Here is a 22418-nt window from a genome sequence, read left to right as displayed (position 1 = left end):
ATGAACCAGCGCAACGACATCATCCCGGCCTGGGGCGCATGGCCAGCGGGTGAGGGACAGGTGCGCTTCGCGCTCTGGGCACCGGATGCCAGCCGCGTGGAAGTGGTCTTCGACGACGGCACGCGTAGCGCGCTGCAGGCCGGGCAGGACGGGTTCTTCACCGCCACCCTGGCCTGCGCGGCAACCGCGCGCTATCGCTACAGCGTCGATGGCGGCGCGCCGGTGCCGGATCCGGCCTCGCGCTGGCAGCCCGATGGCGTGCACGGCCCCAGCGCCGTGCAGCCCACCGACGGCTACCGCTGGAGCAACACGCAGTGGCAGGGCCGTCCGTGGGACGAGGCGGTGATCTATGAGCTGCACGTGGGCACCTGCGGCGGCTATGCCGGCGTGCAGGCGCAGTTGCCGCAGCTGGCCGCGATGGGCATCACTGCCATCGAGCTGATGCCGTTGAGCGCCTTCCCCGGTGCGCACAACTGGGGCTACGACGGCGTGCTGCCGTATGCGCCGGCCGACGCCTATGGCACGCCCGACGCACTCAAGGCGTTGATCGATGCTGCGCACGGGCATGGCCTGATGGTGTTGCTGGACGTGGTCTACAACCACTTCGGCCCGGACGGCAATTACCTGCACAGCTATGCCGGCGCGTTCTTCAACGAAGATAAACCCACCCCGTGGGGCGCGGCGATCGACTTCCACAAGCCGCCGGTGCAGCGCTATTTTCTCGATAACGCATTGATGTGGTTGCACGAATACCGCTTCGACGGCTTGCGCCTGGATGCGGTGCACGCGATCACGCCCAATGCATTTCTGGACACCTTGCGCGAGACCGTGGAGAGCAGCCTGCCGTCTGGCCGCCACGTGCATCTGGTGCTGGAAAACGAGGCCAACCAGGCCTCGCAACTGCAACGTGGCTACACCGCGCAGTGGGACGACGATTTCCACAACGCCTTGCATGTGTTGCTGACCGGGGAGGAGGAGGGCTATTACGCCGCCTTCGCCGACAAGCCCACCGAGCATCTGGCGCGCGTGCTCGGCGAAGGCTTTGCCTATCAGGGCGAGCCGGACCCGCGTGGCCACGTGCGTGGCGAGCCCAGTGGTGCGTTGCCGCCGTACAAGTTTGTGGTGTTTGCGCAGAATCACGACCAGATCGGCAACCGTGCGCGTGGCGAGCGGCTGACCGTGCTGGTCGCGCAGCCGCGCTTGCGCGCAGCGTTGGCGTTGACCGCATTGACGCCGATGATTCCGCTGTTTTTCATGGGCGAGCCCTGGGGTGCGACGCAGCCGTTCCTGTTCTTTACCGACTTCGGTCCGCCGCTGGATGAGGCAGTGCGCGAAGGGCGGCGTCGCGAGTTCGCGCACTTTGCCGCGTTCGCGGATGAAGCGCACCGCGCCACCATTCCCGACCCCAATAGTCATGCCACCTTCGCCGCCTCGCGATCGCCGATCGGCGATGCAGCGCACGGCGACGGCGCGCAGTGGGCAGCGTGGTTCACTGCGCTGCTCGCCGTGCGTCGCCAGTGGTTGGTACCCGGTCTTGCCGACGCGCGCGCGGTAAGCGCCAGCGTGCTGGCCGATGGCGCGCTCACCGCCACCTGGGAGCTGCCGGGCGGGCTGTGGCATATCGCCTTCAACGTCGGCAGTGCAGCCGTGCCGTTGGCACCACTGCGCGGGCGCGTGGCGTTTGCCGAAAACGTGGATATCTCCGCGCAGCAGTTGCCGGTCGACAGTTTCATTGCCTGGCATGAGGACCGCACATGAGCACGAACACCTTGCACACCCTGGCCGCCGCGGCCGGGGTGATGGTGGAGTGGGTGGACGCCAGCGACCAACCGCGACAGGTGTCCGAGCAGTCGGTGCAGGCGGTATTGACCGCCCTCGAATTGCCATCGGCCACTGCCGCACAACGCGAAGACAGCCTGCGACGCTGCAAGGCGCAGGCAGATGAGCCGGCAGTGCTGCTCACCGTGCAGGTGGGCGCGCCATTGCCGTTGCGCGTTGCCGCCAATGCGAGTGGTCGCTGGATCGATGACAGCGGCAGCAGCGAAGAAGCACGTGCGGATGCCCAGGGGCAATTGCTTGCACCGCAGCGTTTTGGTTATTGGACGCTGCAGATCGGTGCGCTGACCCAGCAGGTGGCAGTCGCGCCGCAACGCTGTTTCAGCGTGGCCGATGCCTGCGGCCAGCCGTCGCCGCGTGCCTGGGGCATGGCGCTGCAGGTGTATTCGGCCTGCAGCCTCGATGATGGTGGCATCGGCGATGCTGCCGGCGCTGTCGAGTGGCTGCGGCACGCGGCGCTGGCTGGCGCCGATGCGCTGGCACTGAGCCCGGTGCATGCCTCGCGCCCGATCACCGGTGGTTACAGCCCGTATTCGCCGAGTGACCGACGCTTCTTCGATCCCTTGCATGCCGCACCGGTCCGCGTGTTGGGCGAACTGGCGCTGGAGGCGATCGACGAGATCGCAGGCCTGCGCCAGCGCTTCGATACGCTGCACACCAATGCATTGATCGACTGGCCTGCCTCGGCGCAGGCCAAGTGGGAGCTGTTGCGCCATCTGCATGCGCGCGTGGCGCCGGATCATGCCGATCTGCTCGCATTCCGCACGGCAGGCGGTGCAGCGCTGGACGGATTCGCACGCTTCGCCGCGCAGGATTATGGCGACAACGATCCGCAGCTGCATGTGTTCACCCAATGGCTGGCAGCGCGCAGTTGGTCCGATGCGCAGCGCGAAGCGCACGAGCGCGGCATGAAGATCGGCCTGATCGCCGATCTGGCGGTGGGCTTCGACCCCAACGGTGCCGAAGCCGCTGCCGCCGCCGAGACGGTGTTGCGTGGCCTGGTGCTGGGCGCGCCGCCGGATGCCTTCAATGCCGATGGCCAGCACTGGGGCATCGGTGCGTATTCGCCCACCGCATTGCGACGCAGCGGGTTTGCGCCGTACATCGCGCTGCTACGCGCGGTGCTGCGTGATCGCGGCGGGATCCGCATCGATCACATTCTTGGCCTGTTGCGGCTGTGGGTGGTGCCCGAGGGTGCCGGCTCCAACGAAGGCGCCTATCTGGCATACCCGCTGCACGATCTGCTCAATCTGCTGGCGCTGGAATCGTGGCGTCACCGCGCCATTGTGATCGGCGAAGATCTGGGCGTGGTGCCGCCGGGCATCCGCGAAGAACTCTCGCGCCGCGGCGTGATGGGCATCGATGTGCTGATGTTCACCCGCGACGAAGATGGTGCATTCATTGCGCCCGGCTTGTGGCGCCCGGATGCGGTGGCCACCACCACCACCCATGATCTGCCCACGCTTACCGGCTGGCGCGCTGGCCGTGACATCGACTGGCGTCGCAAGCTCGCGCTGATCAAGCCTGAGCAAGCCAGCGACGACGCAAACCACCGCACCAAGGATGTCGCGCGACTGGATGCGGCGGTGGAGCACGTCGGCCTGTCCAGCGACGATGCGCTGCTGGGCGCGCTGCGGTTTACCGCCAGCAGCGTGTCGCCGCTGGCCTTGCTGCCGGCCGAAGACGCACTGGCGCTGGACGAACAACCCAATCTGCCGGGCACCGTCGAAGTCCATCCCAACTGGCGTCGACGCCTGCCCGATCCCTTGCCGCATGCGCGCCTGACCACGGCGCTGCAGGGCTTTGCCGAGGCGCGTCGCGTCGCGGCCGTTTCGGAACCACAGTCATGATCGATCTTCGCGCCACCGCCCGCCTGCAGCTGCATGCCGGCTTCACCTTGCACGATGCGCTTGCGCAGGTGCCGTACTACGCCGGCCTTGGCATCAGCCATCTGTATCTGTCGCCGATCGGCACTGCGGTGCCGGGCTCCACGCACGGCTACGACAATATCGACCCAAGCGTGGTCAATCCCGAACTCGGTGGCGAAGCGGCGTTGATCGCGTTGTCGCAGGCCGCGCGCGAACACGGCATGGGTCTGATCGCCGACATCGTGCCCAACCACATGGCCACCCACGCGCAGAACGCCTGGTGGTGGGATGTGTTGCGCAACGGCCGCAGCGCCAAGCATGCCGACTGGTTCGATATCGACTGGCGTGCGCCGGGTCGCGATGGAAAGTTGTGGCTGGCAGTGCTGGACCGCCCGTACGCCACCGCGCTGGCCGACGGCTTGATCACGCTGGTGATCCAGGATGACGGCAGTGCCGCACTGGCGCATTACGACCAGCGTTATCCGATTCGTCCGCAGACGCTGGAGATTCCGGAACCATCCGCACGAGCGCAGTGGCTGCGCGACTACAACGAGGGTGCCAAGCGTGGCGATGGCCGCCTGCACAAGGTGATCGAACGCCAACCGTATCGATTGAACTGGTGGCGGGTGGGCAACGACATGCTCAACTACCGCCGGTTCTTCGACATCACCTCGCTGGTGGCGTTGCGGGTCGAGCTGCCGGCGGTGTTCGATGCGGTGCATGCGCTGCCGCTGCGGCTGGTGGCCGAAGGGCACCTGGACGGCCTGCGCATCGACCATGTGGACGGGCTCACCGACCCGACCGGTTACGTGCGCAAGCTGCGTAGCCGGCTGGATGCGGCCGGGCGCACGCGCGGGCTCAAGCCCGGCACGCTGGGCCTGTATCTGGAAAAGATCCTCGCCCCCGGCGAGCATCTGCCGGCCGACTGGCCCTGCGATGGCACTACCGGTTACGACTTCATGGACCAGGTCGGCGGCGTGTTGCACGACGCGGCCGGCTTCAAGCCGTTGGCGCGTGCCTGGCAACGCGTGAGCGGACGCAGTGGCGACTTCGCGCAGGAAGAGCGCGCAGCCCGCGATGAAATCCTGCGTGGCCCGCTGCAGACCGAATTCAATCGCGCCGTGGGTGCGTTGTCGGCGCTGGCACGCCTGGACCCGCCAACACGCGAGTTCAGCCCGCAGATGCTGGCACGCGGTCTGTGCGTGCTGCTGCGCTGGTTCCCGGTGTATCGCACCTATGCCGGTGCCAAGGGCGTCACCGGCAGCGAGGCAGAGCGGCTGCGCAGCACCGCCGCGCGTGCCCGCGACGGCATGCCGGAGTCGATCGTTGCAGCGGTCGACGCCATCGAGCGCTGGTTGCTGGACGATGCCGGTGCCGACCGCGCGCAGATTGCCTTGCGGCGCATCCTGCGCCGCCGCGTGGAGCAGCTGTCCGCACCGCTCAATGCCAAGTCGGTGGAAGACACCGCGTTCTACCGGCACGGCGTGCTGTTGTCGCGCAACGAGGTCGGCAGCCATCCGACCCACTTCGCCAACGAGGCCGCCGAGTTCCACGCGCAGAATCAGCAGCGCGCCAAGCACTACCCGCGCGCGCTGTTGGCCACTGCCACCCACGATCACAAGCGCGGCGAAGACCTGCGCATGCGGCTGGCGGTGCTGTCCGAGCAGCCGAAGTGGTGGGTCGAGCAGAGCGCCCAGTTCGATGCCCTGGCCCAGACGCTGGAATCGCCGGCGCTGGCCGGTGGCGACCAGCAAATGCTGTGGCAGACGCTGGTGGCGGCCTGGCCTATTGGGCTGGGCGCCGATCAGGCCGAGCCGCTCGCCGCCTATGCCGAGCGCGTGGCGCAGTGGCTGCTCAAGGCGGTGCGCGAAGCCAAGTTGCATACCAGCTGGACCGACGGCTCTGCCGAGTACGAACAGGCCGTGCAGGCGACCGTGGAGCAGGTGCTGAGCAGCCGTGCCGGGCTGCCGCTGCGCCGCGCGCTGCTACGTGCCAGCAACCACATCGCCGCCGCCGGTGCGCGTAATTCGCTGGTGCAAACCACCTTGCGCCTGACCGTACCCGGTGTGCCCGACCTGTATCAGGGCACCGAAGGCTGGGATCTTTCGCTGGTGGACCCGGACAACCGCCGCCCGGTGGATTACACACAGCGGCAGCAGTGGCTGCAGCAGGCGCGCGACTTCAACACCTTGCTGCGCAGCTGGCGCGATGGCGCAGTCAAGGCGCGTCTCACCGCTGTGCTGCTGCAGCTGCGCAGCGAACATCCGGCGCTGTTTGCGAAGGGCGACTACCAGCCATTGAACGTCGCGGCCAGCGGCGCTGCGCAGGTGCTGGCGTTCCGTCGTCAGTACCGCGGCCAGTCGTTGGTGGTTGCGGTCACCCGGCTGGGCGCCGGTGCGCACAGCGAAGGCGATCTGCCGTTGCTGGTGCCGCCGGCCAATTGGGGTCAGGCGTCGTTGGCATTGCCGGAAGCCACATACCGTAATGTGCTCGACGGCAGCACGCTGCAGCCGCAGCGCGGCCGCGTGGCGCTATCCACGGTGTTTGCACGTGCGCCGGTGGCAGTGTTGTTGACCCCGTAATCGACCTTGAGGGAAATGTACGCAATGAATGACACGGAACGGCAAGCGCGGCTTCGCCAGTTGGCACAGGAGATCTGGGAGGCCGAAGGCCGCCCGGACGGGCATGCGCACCGCCACTGGGCCATGGCCGAGCGGCTGGTGGATGCCGAAGAACGCGCGGCCGAGCAGTCCGCCGAGCACGCGGCCACGCCGATCACTGCGCGCCAGTAACGCGGTGTCTGCCACCTTGCGTGGGTTGTGCCGCGCGCTCCTGCAAGCGTGCACAGCCCCGCCGCAGCCGCACACCGCGCATTGTCTTGAGTTCACCGTTTTAAGGAGTTACCGATGGCCACTCGCAAGTTCACTCAGCGCTCGCGCATCCGCGAAGGCCGTCCCAACCCCCTCGGCGCCACCTGGGACGGTTTGGGCGTCAATTTTGCGCTGTATTCGCGCAATGCCACGCGCGTGGAGTTGTGCCTGTTCGACGAGCGTGGCCGCGAGCAGGAGCGCATCGCGCTGCCCGAATACACCGATGAGGTCTGGCACGGCTATTTGCCCGACGCCCGCCCCGGTCAGCTGTACGGCTACCGCGTGCATGGGCCCTACGCCCCCGAGGCCGGGCATCGCTTCAACCACAACAAATTGCTGCTGGACCCGTATGCCAAGCAGATTGTCGGCGAACTCAAATGGGCGCCGCATCTGTTCGGGTACACCATCGGGCACCGCGACAAGGACCTAAGTTTCGATCGCCGCGACAGTGCGGCATTCATGCCTAAATCCGCGGTGATCGACCCGGCCTTTACCTGGGGCCAGGACCGCCCGCCGCAGACGCCCTGGAACCGCACGGTGATCTACGAAGCGCACGTGCGCGGGTTGAGCATGCTGCACCCGGCGGTACCGCCGGAAGAACGCGGCACGTTCTCGGCGCTGAAGACCGACGAGCTGATCGACCACATCAGCTCACTCGGCGTCACTGCGGTGGAACTGCTGCCCGTGCACGCGTTCGTTGACGACCAGTATCTGCTGGAAAAAGGCCTGCGCAATTACTGGGGCTACAACACGCTCGGGTTTTTTGCGCCGCAGGGCCGCTACATGTCCACGCGCACCGTGGCCGAGTTCAAGCAGATGGTGGCGCGACTGCACCACGCCGGCCTGGAAGTGCTGCTGGACGTGGTCTACAACCACACCGCCGAAGGCAACGAGCTGGGGCCGACGCTGTCGTTCAAGGGCATCGACAACGCCAGTTACTACCGCCTGGCCGACGATCGCCGCTTCTATATCAACGACACCGGCACCGGCAACACCTTCGACCTGACCAACGTCGGCGCGCTGCGCATGGTGATGGATTCGCTGCGTTACTGGGTGCAGGAAATGCACGTGGACGGCTTCCGTTTCGATCTGGCCAGCATCCTTGGCCGCGAGCGCTATGGCTTCGATCCGTCGGGCAGCTTTCTGGATGCGGTGCGGCAGGATCCGGTGTTGAGCCAGACCAAGTTGATCGCCGAGCCGTGGGATATCGGCCCCGGCGGCTACCAGGTCGGCAATTTCCCGCCGGGTTGGGTGGAGTGGAACGACAAGTTCCGCGACAACGTGCGCGCGTTCTGGCGCGGCGATGGCGGGCAACTGGCCGAGTTGGCCACGCGTCTGACCGGCTCTGCCGATCTGTTCGATCACAGCGGCCGCCGGCCGACCGCGTCGGTCAATTTCGTCACCGCGCACGACGGGTTCACCCTGCGCGATCTGGTCAGTTACGAGGGCAAGCACAACCTCGCCAACGGCGAAGACGGCAGGGACGGCAGCGACCACAATATCTCCGCCAATTACGGCGTCGAAGGCGAGACCAACGACGCGGCGATCAAGCAGCTGCGCCGTCAACAGATGCGCAATCTGCTCGCCACCTTGCTGCTGTCGCAAGGCACGCCGATGCTGTTGGCCGGCGATGAATTCGGCCATAGCCAGAACGGCAACAACAACGCGTATTGCCAGGACAACGAGCTGAGCTGGATCGACTGGACGGCCGCCACCAAGGCTGCCGCTGCCGATCAGGCCGCGTTCGTGCGCCGCTTGATCCGCATCCGTCAGCGTTACCCGTTGCTGCATCGCGCACGCTTCTTCGACGGCAAGTTCGACGAAGCGCTGGGCTTGCGGGATCTCACCTGGCTGGCGCCCAACGGCACCGAGATGGACGAAGCCGGTTGGCACGACCCGGAAGCGCGCGCGCTGATGCTGCGCCTGGACGGCCGCTCGCCGACTACGGGCCTGCGCGAGATTGCCGCCAACGTCACCTTGCTGATGCTGATCAACGCCGCCTCCACCACTGTGTCGTTCACGCTGCCGGCCATGCACGACGAACACTGGCGCGTGCTGGTCGACACCGCACGTCATGGCGGCCGCGTGGTGGCCGGCGGCAGCGAGTGGAAGGCGCCCGCGCACTCGCTCACCTTGCTGGCAGTGGAGCGCGACCGCGTGATCAGCAGTGCGCGCATCGTCTCCGAAGGTGGGCGTTGATGAGCGGAGTGGCCTGATGGATGTGTTGTTGGCAGGGGCGACCGGTCTGGTCGGGAAACAGGTCTTGCAGCAGTTGCTCGCCGATGCGCGCTGCACGGGTGTGGTGGCGCTGACGCGTCGCCCGCTGACGCAGGTCCATCCCAAACTGCGCAACCAGGTGATCGACTTCGAGCGCCTGGAGCATTGGACCGCACCGCGCATGGAAGCGGCCATCTGCGCGTTGGGCAGCACCATGAAACAGGCTGGTTCGCGCGAGGCGTTCTATCGCATCGACCACCACTACCCGCTGGCTCTGGCGCGCGCTGCCTGCGCGCAGGGCACCTCGGTGTTCGTGCTGAACTCGGCGGCCGGCGCAGACGCGCAATCGCGCATCTTCTACAACCGCGTCAAGGGCGAACTGGAACGCGATCTGCGCACGATCGGCTTCCCCTCGCTGACCTTCGTACGCCCTGGGCTGATCGGCGGCGAACGCGAAGAACGCCGCACCGGCGAACACCTCGGCAGCGTGGTGCTGGGCGCACTCGGCCCGATCCTGCCACGGCGCTTCCGCATCAATCCAGCCGAGCGCATTGCCGCCGCGATGGTCACCGCCGCGCTATCGCCGGCACGTGGCGAGCATAGTGTGGAGGCGGCGGAACTGGCTGGCTAAGAGCAGCTAACAAAACGACTGTGCTCACTGCCAGGCGGGCGCGGACGGTGCTCGGTACGGCATGGACCACTCGTACACTCCGGTTCTGAGCGCGCCGTCCACACCCACCTGACGACTGCTCGCTATGTTGTGTGAGCCACGCTAAATACTGCCACCGCCATGCAGTGATGCATGCACGTATCGCTGCATGGAGACAGCTTCATGACAACGCAGGGCGCAACAGCTGCCTGCGTAGGAGCGTGCCTGCGCGCGACGTCGTGTACCGAGATGGCCTCATTGCACAAAACAACACGTTCCTACCAAGCGTTGCGCACTGGCAGTCTTCCATCAACGCACGCGCTGATCACACCCCCAACGACTGCCCGCCATCCACCGCCAGCACCTGCCCGGTGATCCAACGCGCCTGCGGCGATGCGAGGAACATCGCTGCATCGGCGATGTGCTGCACCTGCCCGAAGCCGCCAAACGGAATGCTGTCGCGGATGCGTGCGTAGAGTTCCGGTTCGTCGCGACTGCGCTTGTCCCAGAGTCCATCCGGGAACTCGATGGAGCCCGGTGCGATCGCATTGACGCGGATGCGGTCGCGCGCAAGTTCGGCGGCCAGTGTAGTGGTGTAGTAATTGAGCGCGGCCTTGGCGGTGGAATAGGCGATCGCACGCGGTGTGGGGCGCTGGGCGTTGATCGAGCTGATGTTGAGGATCACCGCTGCGTCGCTGGTGCGCAGATGCGCCAGCGCGGCGCGGTTGCAGCGCACTGCCGCCATCAGGTCGACGTCCAGCCCCGCCTGCCAACTGGAGTCGTCGTTGCCATGCCCGTAGCCGGAGGCATTGTTGATCACCACGTCCAGGCCGCCCAGCGCCTGCGCCGCGGCCTGCACGTATGCTTCGATCTGCGCTGCATCGGCAAGATCGCAGGGCAGGGTATGTACCGGCGTGCCGTAGGCTTCCAGCGTCTGCGCCGCCTGGGTCAGGCCGTCTGCACTGCGCGCGCAGATCGATACGTGAGCGCCGCTACGCACAAACGCCTCTGCGATCGCCAGGCCGATGCCGCGGCTACCCCCGGCGATCAGCACGCGTTGTGTACGGTGTGCAGAAAGAGGCATGGCGTTACTCATTGCGGAAAACCCGCATTATCGAACAGCTTGGTGCCGACGTGGCCGATGCGTGCGCTGGCCGTTGTGCTGTCCAGGCGTAAGGCGTCATCGCATAAAGCGCAGCAACAGTCTGCACAGCGCTGCCCATGTCGATTAGAGAGTCGTGCGACAACACCTGATGCTGCGCTTAGAGCAGCTAACAGAAGGATTGGATGCCCGCCAGGCTGGCGCGGCCGGTGCTCGTTGCTGCATGGGCCACTCGTCCACTCCGGTTCTTATGCGCCGTCCGCACCCACCTGACGACTGCTCGCTACGTTTTGTCAGCCGCTCTTCGTTCGGATACAGACGCCCCGCCATAAAACGCGGTCGCCAGCGCGACATCAGCGCCGGCACAGAGTCGCCACCATCTCCACGATCACACCAGCGCCCAGTACCAGCTCCCAGCGCCAGCTCCCAACATCCAGCACCCACACCAACACCAACACCAACACCAACACCAACACCAAGCCTCAAACCTCCAACCTCCAACCTCCAACCTCCAACCTCCAACCTCCAACCTCCAACCTTCAACCTTCAACCTTCAACCTCCACGCAGCTGCACCTCGACAAGGCACTTCGCCAGCCGCGTAGGCGACCCGGCTTGCATTGCGCAGCGCAAGCCAAACCCACCACACGCATCCCCATCGGCAGCACCAATTGCAGTGGCGGCCGCTGTCATCTCACTGCCATCTGCAACACGCGCAGCCTGCGCCATAAGCCTCATCACGGCTGGCGATCAGCTCATGCCTTTCGGGTTGCTCGCCGCTAACCATTTGTTTACACAACCACGCGGCGCTGCGGGCACAACGTGCGAGTCATTCAGTGGGAGTTGCACATGGAAACCCATATCACCGTCATCGGTGCCGGCTTTTGCGGCACCGCGCTGGTCCGTGCGCTGGCGCAGACGGCCGATGCGCAGGTGCGTATCACCCTGGTCGGCGTGGCCGAGACGTTCGGTAGCGGCATCGCGTATGGCGCGGCGCGACCGGAGCATTTGCTCAACGTGCGTGCCAAGGATCTGGGCATCGATGCGCAGGCGCCCGGCGCCTTCGCCGATACCTTGCATCTGGGCGAGAGCGGGCGGCTGGAGTTCCTGCCGCGGTTGGCCTACGGCGATTACTTGCGCAGCGAGCTGGATGCGGCGGTGAGTGGTGCGCAGGCATCGGTGATACGGCTGTCGCAGGAGGCGGTGGCGGTGGAGCGCGCGCGTAGCGGTTTCCGCGTGTTTCTTGCCAACGGCGATGCCTTCCATAGCGACCGTGTGGTGCTGGCGGTCGGTGCGCTGCAGCCGCAGGCGCTGGCCGGCATCGGCCCGCGGTTGAGCGTGCATGCGCGCTACATCGGCTGGCCGTGGCAGGGCGATGCATTGTCGCGACTGGCGCCCGACGATGACGTACTGATCGTGGGCACCGGGCTGACCATGGTGGATGTGGCGTTGACCCTGCACGCGCGCGGACACCGCGGCCGCATGCTGGCGATCTCGCGGCGCGGATTGGCCCCGCAGGCACATCTGCGTCAGCCGGGTGCGCCGCTGGACCTGCCGCCGCATCTGCAACGTGCGCTCAAGGATGCCGATCTGCGCGGCCTGCTGCGCGGCGTACGTCAGCTCAGCGCGGTGGTGGACGATTGGCGTCGCGTGGTGGACGCATTGCGCCCGCATCTGCAGCCGCTGTGGCAGCGGCTCACACTTGCACAGCGTGCGCGTTTCCTGCGCCATCTGCGCCCCTACTGGGAAGTGGCGCGGCATCGCGTCGCGCCGGGTGCGGCGGAGCACTTGCAGCAGTTGCAGGCGTCCGGCCAGTTGAACATCGTCGCAGCGCGGCTGCTGCGTGCGCGCTGGGTGCCCGATGGCGTGGAAGCGGTGATCCGCCCGCGTGCCGCTGCCGATGCGCAGACGCATCGCTTCGATGCGGTGATCCGCGCTACTGGCCTGGATACCGATATCGACCGCACCAGCGACCCGCTGATTGCCGGCATGCGCGAAGCCGGCTTGTTGCGCGCCGATCCGCTGGGCCTGGGTGTGGACACCGATGCGCAACTGCGCGTGCGCGACGGCGCCGGACAGATCGTGCAGGGGTTGTATTGCGTGGGGCCGCTGCTACGCGGGCGGTACTGGGAAATCACCGCTGTGCCCGAATTGCGCGTGGCGACGCGTGCGTTGGCAGAGCGCTTGCTGCTGGGTGCGACGCCGGCGTTACAGCCAGAGCGTGAGCCAGTATCGCGCGAGGTCAATGCGCGTTTGTAGATGGGGATATCTGATGCGCGGTGTGCATGAGGGAAGCTCAGAACAGCTCTTTCATAGGCTTCCGATCGATGCCTTGGACAGACTAAATCACGCGAAAGTGTTTGATTTTGGACGCCGGCGATTGTCGTGATTAGGCTGGATTGCAACTCTCTCTCGCTGCGCCATGAGTTATTCAGAGGTTGCTTGGGCGCTTGATGTGTTTTTCTCGGGATCGAGGTGGCGTGCGGAGAGAATGTGCGTGCGGCGTTCGGTTTGAGTCGAGGCGTCGCTTTGCTTCGTACCCTCACCCCAATCCCTCTCGCCGCAGAAGAGGGGGCTCTGTCTTACTGATCTCAGGCTGGCTTCGTTGGAGCCGCGAGAATCTGGTGTTTGCGTCGTGAGTGAGTTGTTGCGTCGTGCGCGCAGCTACGCTATTGGATCGTGATGTGACGCTCGTTCTATCGCGGTTCTACCGACGCGTTTCAACCAATCTCTGCGCGTGCAGGCATTGCTCAAAACTGTGCACATGCGCACGTGCTGCGCCAAACAGCGCAAACATGCAGCGCGATGCGTAGCGCAGGATGCTCTCGCGAACAGGAGTGGGTCATGTTGTGCACCCTGGGTCCGCTATGGCCCAGGGCGCTGCATTCCCTTGTCTGCCTGGAGTTCGCCATGCCCCGTCTTGCTCCCATTGCTCTCGCCGCTGTGCTGTGTGCGTCCGCGCTACCTGCCGTCGCCAGCGAAACGCTCAATACGCGTGCCGATGTCATCGCTGCGTTGGATGCCGGTTACGACGTCAGCCTGTCCAGCGATCTCAGTCGTTGTACCCCCGAAGAGGGCACCCCGGTCAGCCGCACCCGCGGTGGCCGCCATATCGATGCCTACCGCATCACCGAAGATGGCACTGCAGCGTTTTCGGGTTCGCATTTCACCGTGGCCAACGATGGCAAGCCGATCCAGCAGTTCATGCGCTATCAGCTACGTCCGGATGGCAGTGTGCGCTTCACCACCTACATGTACGACCTGCCGGCGCTGCAACAGCGCGGGCCGATGCTGGCGTATCTGTGCACGATCAATCAGGGCATCCGCTTCCACGCCGATTGAGAGCCACTGACAAAACGATTGCGCAGCTGCATGACGCGTGCGATGTGTCGCCTGGCCAGCTTGGGCCAGTACAGCGCCAGCGTCATGCAGCTACACCTCTGCAACACGGTTGTGCCAGCCGCGCGGGGTTTGCAGCGCATGCGTTGAACACACCGTCAACCCATCATCCCGCGCGCACATGCCGACGGTTACACGCATGTGCGCTTCGCAAGGAGAACCCTCATGTCGACCCGTCGTCTTGCAATTGTTGCCGTTGCCGTGGTCGCTATGTCTGCGACGATCTCACCGGCATTCGCCAAGCAGAGCATCACCTCGTCAGCCAATCTGATCGCCACGCTGGAGTCCGGCCATGACGTCGCAGTGTCGGTCGACCTATCGCGCTGTACGCCGGAGGCGGGTACTGCGGCCAGCCGCAGCCGCGGCGGGGTGCGTCTCGGTGCCTACCGTCTGACCGACGATGGAACGCTGTCGTTTTCCGATACGCAGTTCATTGCCGCCAGCAGCGATGGCCGGCCGTTTCAGCAATTTCAGCGTTACCAGGTGAGCCCGGACAATCGCGTGCGGCTGACCACGTATATGTACGATTTGCCGAGCCTGCAGCAGCGCGGCCCACTGTTTGCGTATCAGTGCACGCTCGACCAGGGCATCCGTTTCCACGCCGATTAAGAGCAGCTTACAAACCGACTGTGCTCACCGCCAGGCGGGCGCGGCCGGTACTCGATGCGGCATGGACCGTTCGTACACTCCGGCTCCTCTGCACCGTCCACACCCAGCTGACGACTGCTCGCTACGTTTTGTTAGCCGCTCTAAAGGCGTTGTTTGCAGGGCGCGATGCCACGCCGACAGTGGCATCGCTCGGATCCTCGCATGGCATCGGATGCCGAATGGAGCCGCGAAGCCCTGCCACTGCCTCATTGCGACACGCGCCGAGCGGAATCCAGCGCAACCGACTGGACGGGTGTGCAAGCGGCGTCTGATCCAGGTCGCTGTAGGTCACCTGCAGCTGCGGGTGCAGCAGGCGTCATCGTTGTTCCCCAGTAGCTATCGCTGCTGCACCGCCACCGCTGCGGTATCGCCGCGGTGCCAGCCGCCGCCCAACGCCTTGAAGGCGGCAACCGCGCTGCGTGCGGCTTCGGTGCGTGCCTGCACCTGTGCATCGGAGGCACGCAGCAGGCTGTCGTCGGCATTGAGCACTTCGATCAGGCTGACGATGCCTTTTTCATACGCCAGCGCCGATGCGCCACGCGCCTTGCCCAACGCGTCCACACCTTGCGTCAGCACGGCAGCTTGTTGCTCGCGTTTGACCAGCGCGGTGAAGGCGTTTTCGACATCTTCGGTGGCGCGCAAGACCGCCAGGCGGTAAGCGGCCAACTGCTCTGCTTCCTGCCCCTTGGCCTGCGCGATCTGCGCATTGATGCGTCCGAAGTCGAATAGCCGCCAGCGCAGCCCCAGCACGCCGGATGCCTGCGCGGCATCGCCGGTAAACAGGTTGGCGCCGGAGAGGGCGGTGGCGCTGCCCAGCAGGCCGCTCAGCGAGAACTTGGGGTAGTACTCGGCCATCGCCACGCCGATGCGTGCATTGGAGGCGGCCAGCCGGCGCTCGGCGGCGATCAGGTCGGGCCGGCGCCGCAACAGGTCGGCCGGCGAGCCGCTGTCGGCGATCTGCGGCGCCAGCGGGATGGGTTTGCTGGCGGCCAGTTCGGCGCGGTGGGTGCCGGGCGCTGCGCCCAGCATGACGTCCAGTGCGTTCATTGCCGCGACCAGGCCCGCTTCCAGGCCGGGCACGGTGGCCTGTGCCTGGGATAGCGCGCCCTTTGCCTGCTGCAGTTGCAGTTCGGCAGCCAGGCCCTTGTCGTGCAACAGCGTCACCATCGCCACCAGCCCTTGCTGGGCGGCGACCTGGCGCTGCGCCACGTCCAGCCGCGCCTGCAGGCCGCGGATGCTGATGTAGATGTCGGCGGCCTGCGCGGCCACCGCCAGCCGTGTGGCCGCGGCGCCGGCTTCGGTGGCCTGGTAGTCGGCCACTGCGGCCTGCCGCCCACGGCGCAGCCCGCCGAATAGATCCAGCTCCCAGCTGGCGCCCAGATTGGCCTCGTAGACGCTGGCGTAGCGGTCGAAGTCGGGGGTGCTGTTGAGGACCTGCCCCAGCGGGGTCTCCAGCGATTGATAGGCGCGGGTGGCGCTGCCGCTGATGTTGCCGGACGGCAGCAGCGCAGCGGTGGCGGCGGTCAGCCCGGCGCGGGCCTGGGTGACCCGCGCGGTGGCCTGGGCCAGATCCAGGTTCTGCGCCAGCGCGGCGCCGACGTAGCGGCTCAGGTCTGGGTCGTTGAAGCCCGCCCACCAGTTGGCCAGCTCCGCTTGCGTGGTGGCCTGGCGATCAGTCAGCGCAGCCTGACCGAGGTAATGGTCGGGCAACGGTGTATCCGGACGGGTGTAGTTGGGGCCCACCGCGCAACCTGCGGCAAGGCTGGTGGCAATGAGCACGGCAAGGAGGCGGAGTGCGGGCATGACGGAACCAGAGTGGCGGGACGGTGAGTGACTATAATACGAAATAGTCACTTTTGTAAGTCGGGGGCGACAGCGTTAAGCTGTCGGAATGAACAAAGCATCCAGTTACCCCGTTTCGGGCCGCGGGCCGGCCGATCACGAGGTGCGCGACCAGATCGTGATCGCCGCCACCGAGCATTTCAGCCGCTATGGCTACGAGAAGACCGCCGTGTCCGACCTGGCCAAGGCGGTCGGTTTTTCCAAGGCGTATATCTACAAGTTCTTCGAGTCCAAGCAGGCCATCGGCGAGATGATCTGCACCCACTGCCTGCGCGAGATCGAGACCGAAGTGTTGGCGGCGGTGGCTGCCGCGGCGTCGCCGCCGGAGAAATTACGCAGTCTTTTCAAGGTGATTATCGAGGCCAGCCTGCGGCTGTACTCGCGCGATCGCAAGTTGTATGAGATTGCCACCTCCGCGGCAGCCGAGCGCTGGCCGCCGGTGATTGCCTATGAAACGCATGTTCAGGCGCTGCTGCAGGAGATCCTGCTGCAAGGGCGGCAAAACGGGGATTTCGAGCGCAAGACGCCATTGGACGAGATGGTGCAGGCAGTCTTTCTGGTGATGCGGCCCTATATCAATCCGGTGCTGCTGCAACACAGCCTGGAGCACGTCAGCGAGGTGCCGGCGCTGCTGTCTGGGCTGGTGCTCAGAAGTCTCGCGCCATAAATTTTGCAAGTGACTATTGACTGATATAGTCACAAGTCCCAAGATGCGAGCCTTCATCAGCTTGCTTCGGGATTCCCATGCTTCGGCACCGCCTTGTTACCTCTACCGTCCTGTGTGTCCTGCCGCTGGCACTGATTGCCTGCGGCGGCAAGGCCCAGCCCGATCCACGTACCGCCACGCCGCTGGTGCGGGCGGCCACGGTGGCCGACGCCAGCAGCGCGGCGCGCAGTTTCTCCGGCACCGTCGCGGCCCGGGTCCAGAGCGATCTGGGCTTCCGGGTCGCCGGCAAGGTGTCCGAGCGGCTGGTCGATGCCGGACAGAGCGTCAAGCGCGGGCAACCGCTGCTGCGGATCGACCCGATCGACCTGCAACTGGCTGCAAAGGCCCAGCAAGACGCGGTGGCCGCTGCCAGGGCCCGCGCCCAGCAGACCGCCGACGATGAAGCGCGTTACCGCGATCTGCGTGGCACCGGTGCCATCTCGGCTTCTGCATACGACCAGATCAAGGCCGCCGCCGACGCCGCCAAGGCGCAGCTGAGCGCTGCCCAGGCCCAGGCCGATGTGGCGCGCAACGCCAACCGCTACACCGATCTGCTGGCCGATGCCGACGGCGTGGTGATGGAGACGCTGGTCGAGCCCGGCCAGGTGGTCGCCGCCGGGCAGCCGGTGGTGCGCCTGGCGCATGCAGGCCCACGCGAAGCGGTGATCCAGTTGCCGGAAACGCTGCGCCCGCAGGTCGGTTCCGTCGCGCAGGCCACCTTGTTCGGAAATGCCGCCGTGAGCGTTCCCGCCACCTTGCGTCAGCTGTCCGAAAGCGCCGACCGGCTCACCCGCACCTTCGAGGCGCGTTACGTGCTCGACGGCGCGCTTGCGCAGGCGCCGCTGGGCACCACGGTCAGCATCCGCATTGCCGATGGCACGGCCACCGGCACACAAACCGGCCTGCAGGTGCCGCTGGCCGCCGTGTTCGATGCCGGCAAGGGGCCTGGCGTGTGGGTGATTGCCGGTCAACCGGCCAAGGTGAGTTGGCGGCCGGTGACGGTGCTGGGGTTGGACGACGACCACGCCAACGTCGCCGGCACGCTGGCACGTGGCGAGCGCATCGTGGCGCTGGGTGCGCACCTGTTGCGCGAAGGCGAGCAAGTGCGCATTGCCGACGCCAACGCTGCTGGCACCACCGCGACGACCGCGTCCAAGACCGCCACCGCGGCAGGAGCGCAGCCGTGAGCGAGGGCCGATTCAATCTCTCCGCGCTCGCCGTCCGCGAGCGCTCGATCACGCTGTTTCTGCTCGTGCTGATTTCGCTGGCCGGCTTGGTCGCGTTTCTCAAACTCGGCCGTGCGGAAGACCCGGCATTCACCGTCAAGGTGATGACGATCATCACCGCCTGGCCCGGCGCCACGCCGCAGGAAATGCAGGACCAGGTTGCCGAAAAACTCGAAAAGCGCATGCAGGAACTGCGCTGGTACGACCGCACCGAAACCTACACGCGGCCCGGTCTTGCATTCACCACCTTGACCTTGCTGGACAGCACGCCGCCCAACCAGGTGCAGGAGCAGTTCTATCAGGCACGCAAGAAAGCCGGCGATGAAGTGGGCAATCTGCCGGCCGGAGTGATCGGGCCGATGATCAACGACGAATATGCCGACGTCACCTTTGCGCTGTTCGCGCTCAAGGCAAAGGGCGAGCCGCAACGGTTGCTTGCACGCGATGCGGAAACGCTGCGCCAGCGCATCCTGCATGTGCCGGGCGTCAAGAAGGTCAACATCATCGGCGAGCAGCCCGAACGTATCTTTGTCGAGTTCTCGCACGAGCGTCTGGCCACCTTGGGCGTCAGCCCGCAGGACGTGTTTGCCGCGCTCAACACCCAGAACGCGTTGAATGCAGCCGGCTCTGTGGAAACGCGCGGCCCGCAGGTGTTCATACGCCTGGATGGCGCGCTGGACAACCTGCAGAAGATTCGCGAGACCCCGTTGGTAGTGCAGGGCCGCACGCTGAAGCTGTCGGATATTGCCACGGTCAAACGCGGTTACGAAGATCCGTCCACCTTCATCATCCGCAGCGGCGGCGAGCAAGCGTTGCTGCTCGGCATCATCATGCGCGACGGCTGGAACGGCCTGGATCTGGGCAAATCGCTGGACAGCGAAGTGAGCGCAATCAATACCGAATTGCCGCTGGGCATGCGCCTGAGCAAGGTCACCGACCAGGCGGTCAACATCGACGCGTCGGTCGGCGAATTCATGACCAAGTTCTTCGTCGCACTGCTGGTGGTGATGCTGGTGTGCTTCGTCAGCATGGGCTGGCGCGTGGGCATCGTGGTGGCGGCAGCGGTGCCGCTGACGCTGGCTGCGGTGTTCGTGGTGATGCTGGCCACCGGCAAGAACTTCGACCGCATCACCCTGGGCTCGTTGATCCTGGCGCTGGGGTTGTTGGTGGACGACGCCATCATCGCGATCGAAATGATGGTGGTGAAAATGGAGGAAGGCTATAGCCGCGTCGCCGCCTCGGCGTATGCGTGGAGCCACACCGCCGCGCCGATGTTGTCCGGCACCCTGGTGACCGCGGTCGGCTTCATGCCCAACGGGTTCGCCGCTTCCACCGCCGGCGAATACACCAGCAACATGTTCTGGATCGTGGGCATCGCGTTGATCGTGTCGTGGGTGGTGGCGGTGGTGTTTACGCCTTACCTGGGCGTCAAGATGCTGCCGGACCTGAAGAAGGTCGAAGGCGGCCATGCCGCGATGTACGACACGCCGCGCTACAACCGCTTCCGTACGGCGCTATCACGCGTGATAGCGCGCAAGTGGCTGGTGGCCGGCGCGGTGGTGGGGCTGTTCGTGGTGTCGATCCTGGGGATGGGCATCGTCAAGAAGCAGTTTTTCCCGATCTCCGATCGCCCCGAGGTGTTGGTCGAAGTGCAACTGCCGTACGGCACCTCGATCAACCAGACCAGCGCCGCGGCGGCCAAAGTGGAAGCCTGGCTGGCCAAGCAGGACGAGGCGAAGATTGTCACCGCGTACATCGGCCAGGGCGCGCCGCGCTTCTACCTGGCGATGGGCCCTGAACTGCCGGACCCGTCCTTCGCCAAGATCGTGATCCGCACCGACGACCAGCAACAACGCGATGCATTGAAGCTGCGCTTGCGTCAGGCCGTTGCAGAAGGGTTGGCGCCGGAAGCGCGCGTGCGCGTGACCCAACTCACTTTCGGCCCGTACTCGCAATTTCCGGTGGCCTACCGAGTCAGCGGTGCTGACCCGCAGGTGCTGCGTGGCATCGCCGCGCAGGTCAAGCAGGTCATGCAGGACAGCCCGATGCTGCGGACCGTCAACAGCGACTGGGGCACGCGCACACCCACGCTGCATTTCAGCCTGGACCAGGACCGTCTGCAGGCAGTGGGGCTGACCTCCACCGCCGTCGCGCAACAGTTGCAGTTCCTGCTCAGTGGCGTGCCGATCACGCTGGTGCGCGAGGATATCCGCAGCGTGCAGGTGGTGGCCCGTTCGGCCGGCGACACGCGCTTTGATCCCGCACGCATTGCCGATTTCACCCTGGCAGGCGCCAACGGCCAGCGCGTGCCGCTGTCGCAGCTGGGCAAGGTGGATGTGCGCATGGAAGAGCCGATCATGCGCCGCCGCGATCGCGTGCCGACGATCACCGTCGGCGGCGACGTCGACGACAAGTTGCAGCCGCCGGATGTCTCGGCCGCGATCACCAAACAGTTGCAGCCAATCATCGAAAAGCTACCGAGCGGCTATCGCATCATCGAAGCCGGTTCTATCGAAGAATCCGGCAAGGCCACCGCCGCGATGCTGCCGCTGTTCCCGATCATGCTGGCCGTCACCTTGCTGATCATCATCCTGCAGGTGCGTTCGATCTCGGCGATGGTGATGGTGTTTCTGACCAGCCCGCTCGGCTTGATCGGCGTGGTGCCGACGTTGATCGTGTTCCAGCAACCATTCGGCATCAATGCGTTGGTGGGGTTGATCGCGTTGTCGGGCATCCTGATGCGCAACACGCTGATCCTGATCGGGCAGATCCATCACAACGAAGCCGAAGGGCTGGACCCGTTCCACGCGCTGGTGGAAGCCACCGTGCAACGTGCGCGCCCGGTGATCCTGACCGCACTGGCCGCGATTCTGGCCTTCATCCCGCTGACCCATTCGGTGTTCTGGGGCACGCTGGCGTACACGCTGATCGGCGGCACCTTGGCCGGCACCATCCTGACCCTGGTGTTCCTGCCGGCGATGTATTCGATCTGGTTCAAGATTCGGCCGGAGAACAGCGGCGCACCGACGCCTACCAAGGACGCATGAGGTGGGTCTGCGACGGTGGTCAGAGCCCCGTCGCAGAGATCGCGTGGCAGTGTCGCTCGCTCGATTCCCACTCCACTTCCCTTGCAGCGTTGCAGCTACGCGGTGTCTCAACGGGTTGGCCTAGCTTCCGCCCGAAGGCCAGGACCGGCACCCGTTGGGAGGAGGTTCCCGGCTTCGGTCGCAGTGCAGGCCCGAATCCCGCCCGGACAGCCGCCGATTCACCCACAACGCCCGCATGGCCTCACAATAGGCGGCCAGTTCCGGAACGATGTCCCCATGCGCAAGACCTACCAGCTCAACCTCGAAGGCAAGAACCGCGACCGTCTGCTGGAAGCCAGCAAGAACGATATCCGCAAGTACATCCGCCGCGAGCGCCGCAAGGACCTGCCCGAAGGCGCGGACTATTGGGACTTTGACATGCGCTTCGGGGTGGACGAGGCCAGCGCCGCGCCGCTGCCGCCAGCCGAGTTGATCCGCGCGATCAATGCGCTGACCGGCGAAGGCGGCGACCAGTTCTTTGTGGAAATCCTGCGCAAGCCTGCCAAGCGCGTTCCGCGTGCCGATGGCGATGCGCTGGCCGGTGGCGAGCTGGATTTCGAGCAGGACTGAGGTCTTCGCTCTCCTCCCGTGGCGGCGCACCGCTGCGGGACGACCAATCCCTGTCGCGTTGTGAGCGGCGCCGGATCGAATGCATTTCGCGTACCGTCTTGCGGATGCCAGTGGCACGGCTCACACGAAGGTTGTAGTGCTCCAGCGAGCGCTTTCAGGTGGCTGATGGACGATTGCCTGGCCTGCTGGTGATAAGTAGCGGCATCTGCCGCTCGCGCTAAGAGCGGCTAACAAAACAGCTGTGCAACCGCCAGGCGGGCGCGGCCGGTGTCGGAATCGGCACGTATTACGCGTACGCGCGGGTCCTGAGCGCGCCGTCCAGGCTCACCTGACGCCTGCTCGCGACGTTTGTTGGCGACTCTTAGCCATTCGAGTGGCTATGCACATCAGGTGACAACTGC

At 65.6% G+C, this 22418-nt stretch carries 16 protein-coding genes and 4 other RNA genes; 17 read left to right on the top strand and 3 right to left on the bottom strand.

Annotated features, from left to right (window positions below):
- From treZ to ABQZ00_RS18590, 7 genes are all read left to right on the top strand, one after another.
- Positions 1-1758, top strand: coding sequence for a malto-oligosyltrehalose trehalohydrolase (treZ, locus tag ABQZ00_RS18620; RefSeq protein WP_323538522.1), 1758 nt, complete (start codon positions 1-3; stop codon positions 1756-1758).
- Complete coding sequence (locus ABQZ00_RS18615) at positions 1755-3686, top strand: 4-alpha-glucanotransferase (RefSeq protein WP_323538523.1); 1932 nt, start codon at positions 1755-1757, stop codon at positions 3684-3686. The genes treZ and ABQZ00_RS18615 overlap by 4 nt, the downstream gene beginning before the upstream one ends.
- Positions 3683-6286: a malto-oligosyltrehalose synthase gene (gene treY / locus ABQZ00_RS18610; RefSeq protein ID WP_323538524.1), complete on the top strand. Its 2604-nt coding sequence runs from the start codon at positions 3683-3685 to the stop codon at positions 6284-6286. The genes ABQZ00_RS18615 and treY overlap by 4 nt, the downstream gene beginning before the upstream one ends.
- 24 nt (positions 6287-6310) lie before the next feature.
- Entirely contained in the window at positions 6311-6496 is a 186-nt protein-coding gene (locus ABQZ00_RS18605; RefSeq protein ID WP_055853319.1) for a DUF2934 domain-containing protein, read from the top strand.
- A gap of 114 nt (positions 6497-6610) precedes the next feature.
- A complete protein-coding gene (glgX, locus tag ABQZ00_RS18600; RefSeq protein ID WP_055853318.1) occupies positions 6611-8773 on the top strand; it encodes a glycogen debranching protein GlgX in 2163 nt (720 codons plus the stop codon).
- Positions 8774-8789: 16 nt separating this feature from the next.
- Positions 8790-9422: an NAD(P)H-binding protein gene (locus ABQZ00_RS18595; RefSeq protein ID WP_323538525.1), complete on the top strand. Its 633-nt coding sequence runs from the start codon at positions 8790-8792 to the stop codon at positions 9420-9422.
- A 61-nt stretch (positions 9423-9483) separates the two neighbouring features.
- Positions 9484-9560: non-coding RNA, sX9 sRNA (locus tag ABQZ00_RS18590), on the top strand.
- Positions 9561-9765: 205 nt separating this feature from the next.
- On the opposite strand, the gene ABQZ00_RS18585 is transcribed toward ABQZ00_RS18590, so the two are convergent.
- Positions 9766-10524: an SDR family NAD(P)-dependent oxidoreductase gene (locus ABQZ00_RS18585; protein WP_323538526.1), complete on the bottom strand. Its 759-nt coding sequence runs from the start codon at positions 10522-10524 to the stop codon at positions 9766-9768.
- Positions 10525-10765: 241 nt separating this feature from the next.
- Here ABQZ00_RS18585 and ABQZ00_RS18580 point away from each other — a divergent pair.
- Positions 10766-10841: non-coding RNA, sX9 sRNA (locus ABQZ00_RS18580), on the top strand.
- Positions 10842-10895: 54 nt separating this feature from the next.
- On the opposite strand, the gene ABQZ00_RS18575 is transcribed toward ABQZ00_RS18580, so the two are convergent.
- Entirely contained in the window at positions 10896-11021 is a 126-nt protein-coding gene (locus tag ABQZ00_RS18575; RefSeq protein ID WP_323538527.1) for a hypothetical protein, read from the bottom strand.
- Positions 11022-11389: 368 nt separating this feature from the next.
- On the opposite strand from ABQZ00_RS18575, the gene ABQZ00_RS18570 reads away from it, so the two are divergent.
- The 4 genes from ABQZ00_RS18570 to ABQZ00_RS18555 all read left to right on the top strand — a co-directional run bounded on the left by ABQZ00_RS18570 (position 11390) and on the right by ABQZ00_RS18555 (position 14685).
- The gene (locus tag ABQZ00_RS18570; protein ID WP_323538528.1) at positions 11390-12799 is read left to right on the top strand and encodes an FAD/NAD(P)-binding protein; all 1410 of its coding nucleotides are present in this window, start codon (positions 11390-11392) and stop codon (positions 12797-12799) included.
- Positions 12800-13450: 651 nt separating this feature from the next.
- Complete coding sequence (locus tag ABQZ00_RS18565) at positions 13451-13882, top strand: VirK family protein (protein ID WP_055853312.1); 432 nt, start codon at positions 13451-13453, stop codon at positions 13880-13882.
- 222 nt (positions 13883-14104) lie between these two features.
- Positions 14105-14548 carry a VirK family protein gene (locus ABQZ00_RS18560; RefSeq protein ID WP_503064299.1) on the top strand — a complete coding sequence of 148 codons (444 nt, stop codon included), beginning with the start codon at positions 14105-14107 and terminating at the stop codon, positions 14546-14548.
- 61 nt (positions 14549-14609) lie between these two features.
- A non-coding RNA gene (locus ABQZ00_RS18555) (sX9 sRNA) lies at positions 14610-14685 on the top strand.
- 238 nt (positions 14686-14923) lie between these two features.
- Here the strand turns inward: ABQZ00_RS18555 and ABQZ00_RS18550 are convergent.
- Positions 14924-16390, bottom strand: coding sequence for an efflux transporter outer membrane subunit (locus tag ABQZ00_RS18550; RefSeq protein WP_323538529.1), 1467 nt, complete (start codon positions 16388-16390; stop codon positions 14924-14926).
- 88 nt (positions 16391-16478) lie between these two features.
- Here ABQZ00_RS18550 and ABQZ00_RS18545 point away from each other — a divergent pair, with 88 nt between their 5' ends.
- From ABQZ00_RS18545 to ABQZ00_RS18525, 5 genes are all read left to right on the top strand, one after another.
- Complete coding sequence (locus ABQZ00_RS18545; protein ID WP_115552742.1) at positions 16479-17096, top strand: TetR/AcrR family transcriptional regulator; 618 nt, start codon at positions 16479-16481, stop codon at positions 17094-17096.
- A 77-nt stretch (positions 17097-17173) separates the two neighbouring features.
- Entirely contained in the window at positions 17174-18322 is a 1149-nt protein-coding gene (locus ABQZ00_RS18540; protein ID WP_311239027.1) for an efflux RND transporter periplasmic adaptor subunit, read from the top strand.
- Positions 18319-21408, top strand: a complete 3090-nt coding sequence (locus ABQZ00_RS18535; protein WP_323538530.1) for an efflux RND transporter permease subunit — start codon at positions 18319-18321, stop codon at positions 21406-21408. Before ABQZ00_RS18540 ends, ABQZ00_RS18535 begins: the two co-directional genes overlap by 4 nt.
- 276 nt (positions 21409-21684) lie before the next feature.
- A complete protein-coding gene (locus ABQZ00_RS18530) occupies positions 21685-22017 on the top strand; it encodes a DUF6172 family protein (RefSeq protein ID WP_115512771.1) in 333 nt (110 codons plus the stop codon).
- A 281-nt stretch (positions 22018-22298) separates the two neighbouring features.
- Positions 22299-22374: non-coding RNA, sX9 sRNA (locus ABQZ00_RS18525), on the top strand.
- The last annotated feature ends 44 nt before the right edge of the window (positions 22375-22418 follow it).

The organism is Xanthomonas sp. WHRI 10204 (assembly GCF_040202875.1).
Taxonomy (GTDB): Bacteria; Pseudomonadota; Gammaproteobacteria; order Xanthomonadales; family Xanthomonadaceae; genus Xanthomonas.
The sequence above is the reverse complement of the archived record's forward strand: the minus strand, read 5'-3'. Positions and strand labels throughout refer to the sequence as shown.